At 45.4% G+C, this 7,393-nt stretch carries 6 protein-coding genes; 3 read left to right on the top strand and 3 right to left on the bottom strand.

Annotation, left to right across the window (positions count from 1 at the left end; genetic code table 11):
- Positions 1-1,317: calcium-binding protein (locus tag NG796_RS06595; RefSeq protein ID WP_317619281.1), on the top strand; the 1,317-nt coding region annotated here is incomplete at its 5' end.
- A gap of 44 nt (positions 1,318-1,361) precedes the next feature.
- Here NG796_RS06595 and NG796_RS06590 read toward each other — a convergent pair.
- From NG796_RS06590 to NG796_RS06580, 3 genes are all read right to left on the bottom strand, one after another.
- The gene (locus tag NG796_RS06590) at positions 1,362-1,658 is read right to left on the bottom strand and encodes a transcriptional regulator (RefSeq protein WP_261205103.1); all 297 of its coding nucleotides are present in this window, start codon (positions 1,656-1,658) and stop codon (positions 1,362-1,364) included.
- Positions 1,659-1,668: 10 nt separating this feature from the next.
- A complete protein-coding gene (locus NG796_RS06585; RefSeq protein ID WP_261205102.1) occupies positions 1,669-2,004 on the bottom strand; it encodes a type II toxin-antitoxin system RelE/ParE family toxin in 336 nt (111 codons plus the stop codon).
- A gap of 104 nt (positions 2,005-2,108) precedes the next feature.
- Complete coding sequence (locus NG796_RS06580) at positions 2,109-4,298, bottom strand: helix-turn-helix domain-containing protein (protein ID WP_261205101.1); 2,190 nt, start codon at positions 4,296-4,298, stop codon at positions 2,109-2,111.
- A 532-nt stretch (positions 4,299-4,830) separates the two neighbouring features.
- Here NG796_RS06580 and hemE point away from each other — a divergent pair.
- Both hemE and NG796_RS06570 read left to right on the top strand, forming a co-directional pair.
- Positions 4,831-5,895: a uroporphyrinogen decarboxylase gene (gene hemE / locus NG796_RS06575; protein WP_261205100.1), complete on the top strand. Its 1,065-nt coding sequence runs from the start codon at positions 4,831-4,833 to the stop codon at positions 5,893-5,895.
- A gap of 333 nt (positions 5,896-6,228) precedes the next feature.
- Positions 6,229-7,278 carry an NAD-dependent epimerase/dehydratase family protein gene (locus tag NG796_RS06570; RefSeq protein ID WP_261205099.1) on the top strand — a complete coding sequence of 350 codons (1,050 nt, stop codon included), beginning with the start codon at positions 6,229-6,231 and terminating at the stop codon, positions 7,276-7,278.
- Positions 7,279-7,393 lie beyond the last annotated feature (115 nt).

Below are 7,393 nucleotides of genomic sequence, written 5' to 3'. Positions count from 1 at the left end.
ATAATTCCACCCGGAGATAATTCTGAAGCAATTCCCCCAGAAGATAATTCAGAAGAGATTCCTCCAGAAGATAATTCTGGGATAATTCCACCCGGAGGTAATTCTGAGACGATTCCTCCTGTGATGGTTGGGGAAGGCGAAAATAAGGGCTCACTGCCTTGGGAAGCGAACGAACTTGGGGAAGACGGGAAACCTTGCGGCGAGATGAATCTTCCCGAGTCACCTAACTTTTCGACAGTTGGGGGATATAACCCAACCGAGACGATCGCCATTGGCAGTGAGGATGGGGATCTGTTAATTGGGGGTCATGGGAATGATGCGCTGTTGGGTAATGCTGGGGATGATCATTTGTATGGCGAAGATGGTGATGATCATTTGTATGCAGCGAATGGCAATGATACGATACGCGGAGGGAAAGGGAGTGAACGGGAAAATAACCCGGGAGATGCTGATCGCCTAGAAGGTGGCAAAGGCAGTGACGAACTCCACGGCAACCAAGGAAACGATACTATCTTTGCCGGTCAAGAGGATGATACGGTATATGGTGGCAAGGATGAGGATTTAATCTGGGGCGATCGCGGCAGGGATGTCCTCTACGGCAATAAAGGCAGTGATACCGTCTTTGGCGGGAGTTGGACTGACTCCGAATTACTAACCGATGAGGGAGATATTCTCTATGGCAATCAAGGGGATGATTACCTCAGCGGCAATGAAGGCAATGATACCATCTACAGCGGCCAGGATAATGATATCGCTTGGGGGGGAGCCGATCACGATCTAATTTATGGCGATCGCAGCAGTGATACCCTCATCGGTGATGCAGGCAATGATACCATCTACGGCGGTCCATCAGACGCTTCCCTGGCGGATCAAGATGGAGGCGACTACATCAGTGGTGGATCTGGAGAGGACTTCATCAATGGCAACCAGGGTGATGATATCATCTGTGCCGGAGAGGGAGATGACACTCTCCACGGTGGCAAGGGGAATGATTTTCTAAGCGGAGGTAACGGCAACGATATCCTCATAGGCGAGCAGGGTGATGATATCCTCTGTGGCGGAGATGGCGATGACACCCTAATCGGAGGTAGCGGTAGCGATCGCTTTATAGTTGGCAATGGACGAGGGACTAAGGCGATCGCGGACTTTGAATCCGGCATCGATCAACTCACTTTAGCCCCTCATTTAACCTGGGGTCAACTCTCCATCCAGTCCCAAGGAGGAGTCACCACCATCAGCAGTGGCGGTAAAGTGCTTGCCATCCTCCAAGGTGTTACCTACCTCACCGCCCAAGATTTTGGGATAACTGGAGTGTAGCGCGTTAGTAAAGTAGGCGATCGCAGGGAGAAGAAACCCAGTTTCTACAGCTTATCTGCGATCGCCTGGGATTGCGATCGGGCTAAATACTCGCGATAATGGCGTTCGCGATTATTCCAAAAATGAGCCGGTATGCCTAAAAATTGCTCTAACTGTACGGCAATTTCTGGGGTAATGGGTGTGTTACCGCTGATTAGAGAGGCGATCGCAACTTCAGAAATTCCCATTTTTGCAGCTAATTCTTCGACTGGAATCTCTCGTTCCTGCAACGTCTCCAGCAAAGTTTCCCCTGGAGGCGACACGAAGTTAGGTTGATATTGATTGACTATGGGTTGGGTCATGGTTCTGAAATTATTGATGGGTATCCTCCACATCAATAATTGTAACAGCAGTGACTTGACTCCAGTCGAGTCCCCCATCCGGTTTTTGAGGCACTGGATCGTTGGCAGGCTTAAAAATCAAGCGATAAGGGCCATCCAAATCTAAAGATAACTGTCCACTCCGATTACCCCGCAGTTCATGACAGCGCCCTGGAAGATTTCGCATATCTTCTAGTATATCTACTGCTCGGAGGTCATCCAGTCTTCTGTGTATGAGTTTAGCTCGAATTTGGCCTTGGCGCTTTTCTAGGAGATGGCGATCGTTAAACTCTTTTTTGAGTTTGCTGGTTCTAAAGATAACATCCATTATTTTATTAATTTATCCTATCACATCTCGATTCTTTCTTAATCGAAAACAAAGGGAAAACCAGCATTAGAGGGGGCATCGCCCCCTTTGAGCAATGTCTAATTTCAATCTGTCTCTGCTAGTTCTATTTCATCCTCTATTAGCCTTGCCAACTTTGCCAAAACCTTTTCCTGCCATGCCTCTTGAATTTGATGGTTTAAATTCTTTTCCAAATCCTCTTGTTTTCTAAACCAATCATTGATTTTTTTTACAACCTCTTTTTTATAGCCTCGACCTTGACATTCATTACACTCCCACCATAGCAAATAAGAAGAAATTAACCGCATTTTGTATATTTCTTCACCCAAGTATTCTGTCTTTCTTAAAAAATCTTCATGCCATATCTTCCAGTTGACTAAAATTTCATTCAAAAATGTTTCTGCATAGTTTTTAACAATCGGTTCGCGTTTTAAGCCATCATCAATCATACCTTCAAAACGATGAAAAATGACATAAGTAGCTACCCAAGCTACTTCTCTTGCCCCCTTTCCCAGAAGCAAATAAATATCAAGATTATCATATCGCCCCTGTCGTCTCATCGTTGCCCGAATTGTTTTCTGGTGACTTTTTTCTATTTCTTGTAGGAGAAATCGATAAGTTGTGTATAGCTTTAAAGGTTGTTGACCATATTCATCCAAAAAGTTTTTGACCGATTCTTTGACTTTTTCATAGGCTTTTTTAGCATCTTCTTCTTCTTGATTTTGAATCAGAATAAGGAGGGCATTAGTCGCATTCTGTAATCGACGACATGACGCCTCACGTAACTCACCAATCTTTTTCAGTAAATCAGCAAATATTTCCGATGGCTCGTCCTCTTCTGATTGCGCATTAAAAAATAAAACTGGAATATCCTTTTCGTCCCAGTTTTTTAGCTTTGGCCGTATTTTATTATCGACTTCCTTTTTCTTTAGCTCGTAAGCCTCTTTTGTGGACTCGACAAAATCTCCCGTTTCGGGATTAGTAATGTCTTCAGCCTCAGCATTTTGAGGAAGACATAGAATGACTGTTCGCTCTTGCAATACCTTTTGGGAACCTTCGTTAATCAGATGATCGATGATATCGCATATCTGAGAACTGGGTGCATCGGCGAACTTAGAACATAATACCGTAAGGGTTCGGGAATTATCAAGACAGTCGATGATGTCCCGGCGGATCGTAGTTCCTTCGTTATCCAGACCTCTGGTATCAATAATTTCTAATTCAAAGTCAGAATCTGGGACTACTCCAGCCGGTACGATAACATCAATCTGCTTCGGAACTGTAACTTCTTTGTTATTTCCATAATTGATAGCCTTAAATGTTTCTTGTAGCCATGTCATCTCCGTCCAGTTGTAATTTTCCTCTTCAAACCAGATTTCCTCTCGCTTCCTGTCATGTAGCCTTAGTTTTTCCTTAAATTTTGCTACTAAACTATTTTGGCTTTGACAAGATTTTGCCAACTCTGACAAACTCTCCTCATTTAAGTCTGCCATATTCAAAAATAACCGCTTTATTTCTGCGGGAACAATTCCGACCAGATCTGCTTGTTCCCCGTCTTGTTGCTCTTGATTTTCTGAAAAATGCTTAGCACATAAATCATCTACTGACTTATCAATTTCTTCCGGAGTCTGGGGCTTAATTCGGATTCCCAGCTTCGGTCCAACTTTAATGCTAACTTCACACACAGTTGTACGGCCAGCAGCCACTGAAAGAGCGTTTTTAAGTGCTGGTCTTTTGGCTTTGGGAATGAGCAGCCCTGTGATATGGCAAATCGCTGTTGTCTTCCCAACACCAATAGAACCCACATAAGCAATGGAATGTTTAAGAGATCCCAAATATTCGGCTTCTTGCTGAATTCGTTCTTGATGCATCTCAGCTTGACGGCGTATATACTCAGGCGCTTCGGCGGAGATTGATCGCTTGAGTTTTTTTAGACAAGTCTCGGCTTCCCACAAGTCTTTACGCTGTGGATTCCAGAATGAAGGGGGCTCGAGATTCTCCCAAGATTGATCGACGAGGAATTGACGATAATCTTCGGCCTCATCTGTACCAATCGCACTCAGATATGCCTCTATTTCTGGCTTTAAAGGGTTGACCGTGCCCTTCTCAATGCGGGAGATCCGGCTTTGAGCGAGGGTGACATCCTGCTCTTCAAGAGCAGCCTCAATATGACCTTGCTTGAGACTTGCGTTGTTTCTTATCTTCGCTAGGGTCGGCCCTAGGTCGGACGGCCACTTAGATCGGTTATCTGCCATATAGAGAATATTTTTTTTCATTACAAGGGTCATATTTAGCATAATGTAAAAAAATTAGACTTGTCAACCTGCATATATAAACATTTTTTGTAAAATTTTTAATTTTTATGCAAACAAGGGGGCATAACGGGCTGGAATCCCGAGAGACCCCTCCCCGCATCAAAATTCACTACCCCTCGCCCACTTCCATCTGGGGAGCATTTGCGCTTGGATTGGGTTCATTTCACAGAAAGGGCGATCGCCCCGGTAGATTAACGCTATTTCCAATAACTGGCCTAGTTTTTGCCCGATCGATCGCCTAAACAGGTTTACCCCTTTCCCTCCACTGGCTTTGGAGATACACCAGGGACAGTTAAAATAAACCGACCTCTCTACCCAACCCCAAATATTACAAAATATTAACTCTCCGGTTAAATAGTCAAAAATGTGATATTTAAAATCGCCTAACTTTTAAAAGCCTTTATCTGGAAGCCCCTGCAAAAAAACAAAAATAATTGACGCAGAATGGTAAGCTGAACAATGGCATTTAAGTAAAATTTAAGGTGAAGTTTAAATGGCTGGTTCTAGCCCAGTTCCTTATCTACTAAGAGCAGCGCGCGGGGAAAAATTAGATCGTCCCCCCGTTTGGATGATGCGCCAAGCGGGGCGCTATATGAAGGTTTATCGAGATCTGCGCGATAAATACCCCTCGTTTCGGGAACGTTCGGAAAATCCGGAGATTGCGATCGAAATCTCTCTGCAACCCTGGCGGGCGTTTCAACCGGATGGGGTGATTCTGTTCTCGGATATCCTGACTCCCTTGCCGGGAATTGGCATTCCTTTCGACATTATCGAAAGTCGGGGACCGATTATTGACCCCCCGATTCGGACTCAGGAACAGATTGATAAGCTGTATCCCCTGGAACCGGAGGAGACGATGCCGTTTATTCGTCCGATTCTGGAGACGTTACGCAAGGAAGTGGGGACGGCATCCACGGTGTTGGGGTTTGTGGGTGCGCCCTGGACTCTGGCGGCTTATGCGATCGAGGGTAAGTCTTCTAAGGACTATACCGTGATTAAGGGCATGGCTTTTAGAGAACCGGCGATGTTGCATTCGTTTTTGGCAAAAATCGCTGATGCGATCGCCCGTTATGCCTGCTACCAAATCGATTGCGGTGCTCAGTTGATCCAAATGTTTGACTCCTGGGCGGGTCAACTGAGTCCCCAAGATTACGAAACCTTTGCCATGCCTTATCAAAAACGGGTGGTGGATCAGGTGAAGGCAGCCCACCCGGAAACCCCGATGATTCTGTACATTAATGGCAGTTCGGGGATTCTGGAACGGATGGCGATGTCAGGCGTTGATATCGTGAGCGTGGATTGGACTGTGGATATGGCTGAGGCACGCAAGCGACTAGGTGCAAATATCGGTGTGCAAGGGAATATTGACCCCTGTGCCTTATTTGGGTCCCATGATTTCATCCGCGATCGCATCCTGGATACCATTCGCAAAGCAGGGAATCAAGGTCATATCTTGAATCTGGGGCATGGTGTTTTACAAGGCACCCCCGAGGAAAATGTGGCGTTCTTCTTTGAAACGGCAAAGCAGGCGGATAAATTATTGGCAGTTCATAGCTAATCCCCATTGAGGCGATCGCCTCCCAGACCCCGGTATCGTCAAGGCCAGACTAACCGGGGTTCTTCACCTCATTTGTAGCACTTAGCCACAAATGAGGGCAAGAAACCCGGGTTCTTGCCCTATCCTATTGAATCCTGTACCCACTCCCAAAGGATTCAATCGAGGCGATCGCCCAGGGATTAGCCCCTTCTAATCGCCCCTTTCCCCCATCAGATGGGGTCAAACCCCCTCTATGGACTATCCTTTTTGACAAAAAACGGTCTAAACTCTAAAATCTAAAATCTACGTTCGACAATCTGACGCTCCCACACCACCCTAGTCGCCATACCTCCCGTGTATTCAAATTACTATCGACCCAAAAAGCGTATTTTCATAACCGGCGCAAGTGGCTGTATTGGTCACTACCTAACCGAGGCTTTAATTCAAGAAACGGACCATGAACTCTTTCTATTAGTCAGAAATCCGGAGAAACTCCGAGTGGACTTAGAGGCTCGACCCGGTATTTCCATCGTCCCAGCGGATATGCGCGAGATTGATAAGTATGGGGAGCTTCTCAAAACAATGGATATGGCGATTTTAGTCGCCACTGCCTGGGGAGGTGCACAGGAAGTTTTTGATGTTAATGTCCACAAAACTTTGCAATTGTTAGAGCTTTTAGATCCCGAAGTTTGTGAACAGGTATTCTATTTTTCTACTGCCAGTATTCTGGATAGAAATAACGAATTACTCAAAGAATCAGGACAAATGGGAACGGAATATATCCGTTCTAAATTTGACTGTTTGCGCCGCTTCACTCGATTGCCGATCGCCTCACGCATTACCACCTTATATCCAACGCTGGTTTTTGGAGGAGATGAACACAAACCTTACTCGCACGTTGCAGGGGGAATGCCAGAAATCCTTAAACACATTAATCTGATTCGCTTCTTTAAAGCCGAAGGCAGTTTTCACTTCATCCATGCTCGCGATATTGCCAAAGTGGTGGTTCATCTGGTAGACAATCCTCCCGAACCCGCCGGACCTTTTGTCTTAGGAAATCCAGCAGTCACCGTTGACCGCGCTATAGAAGAAATCTGCGCCACCCTAAATAAGAATATCATCTTTCGCATTCCCCTAGCTGGGTTTTTGGTCGAATTATTTATCAAAATTTTTCGGATTCAGATGTCATCTTGGGACCGATTTTGTTTGACTTATCGCCATTTTACTTACAAGGACCCGGTGACTCCCGCCACCTTTGGCATGACGACGGAATATGGGACCCTACGAGATTTGGTCAAGACTTACAACACGGTGAAGTTGCAAAGGATTGAAGACATCGCGCAATTACCAGAGGACCTCTCTCCTACTAATGAAAGAAATTCCGATGAGAGTCCACATTATTAACTGTAACTAAATGGGGACCAAAAACCGGGTTTATGCACTAACTTTAGGCAATTAGCATCGATGTTGTCAAGAAAACCCGGTTTTTAACCGCTGCAATTTGTAGGAGTTCAGCAAA

It is taken from the genome of Laspinema sp. D2d (assembly GCF_025370755.1).
Lineage (GTDB): Bacteria > Cyanobacteriota > Cyanobacteriia > Cyanobacteriales > Laspinemataceae > Laspinema.
This window is presented reverse-complemented; position numbering and strand designations above follow the sequence as displayed.

Coding starts and splice junctions, on each gene's coding strand:
- NG796_RS06580 (WP_261205101.1), bottom strand. CDS start 4,298: ATGAAAAAAAATATTCTCTATATGGCAGATAACCGATCTAAGTGGCCG.
- hemE (WP_261205100.1), top strand. CDS start 4,831: ATGGCTGGTTCTAGCCCAGTTCCTTATCTACTAAGAGCAGCGCGCGGG.
- NG796_RS06590 (WP_261205103.1), bottom strand. CDS start 1,658: ATGACCCAACCCATAGTCAATCAATATCAACCTAACTTCGTGTCGCCT.
- NG796_RS06585 (WP_261205102.1), bottom strand. CDS start 2,004: ATGGATGTTATCTTTAGAACCAGCAAACTCAAAAAAGAGTTTAACGAT.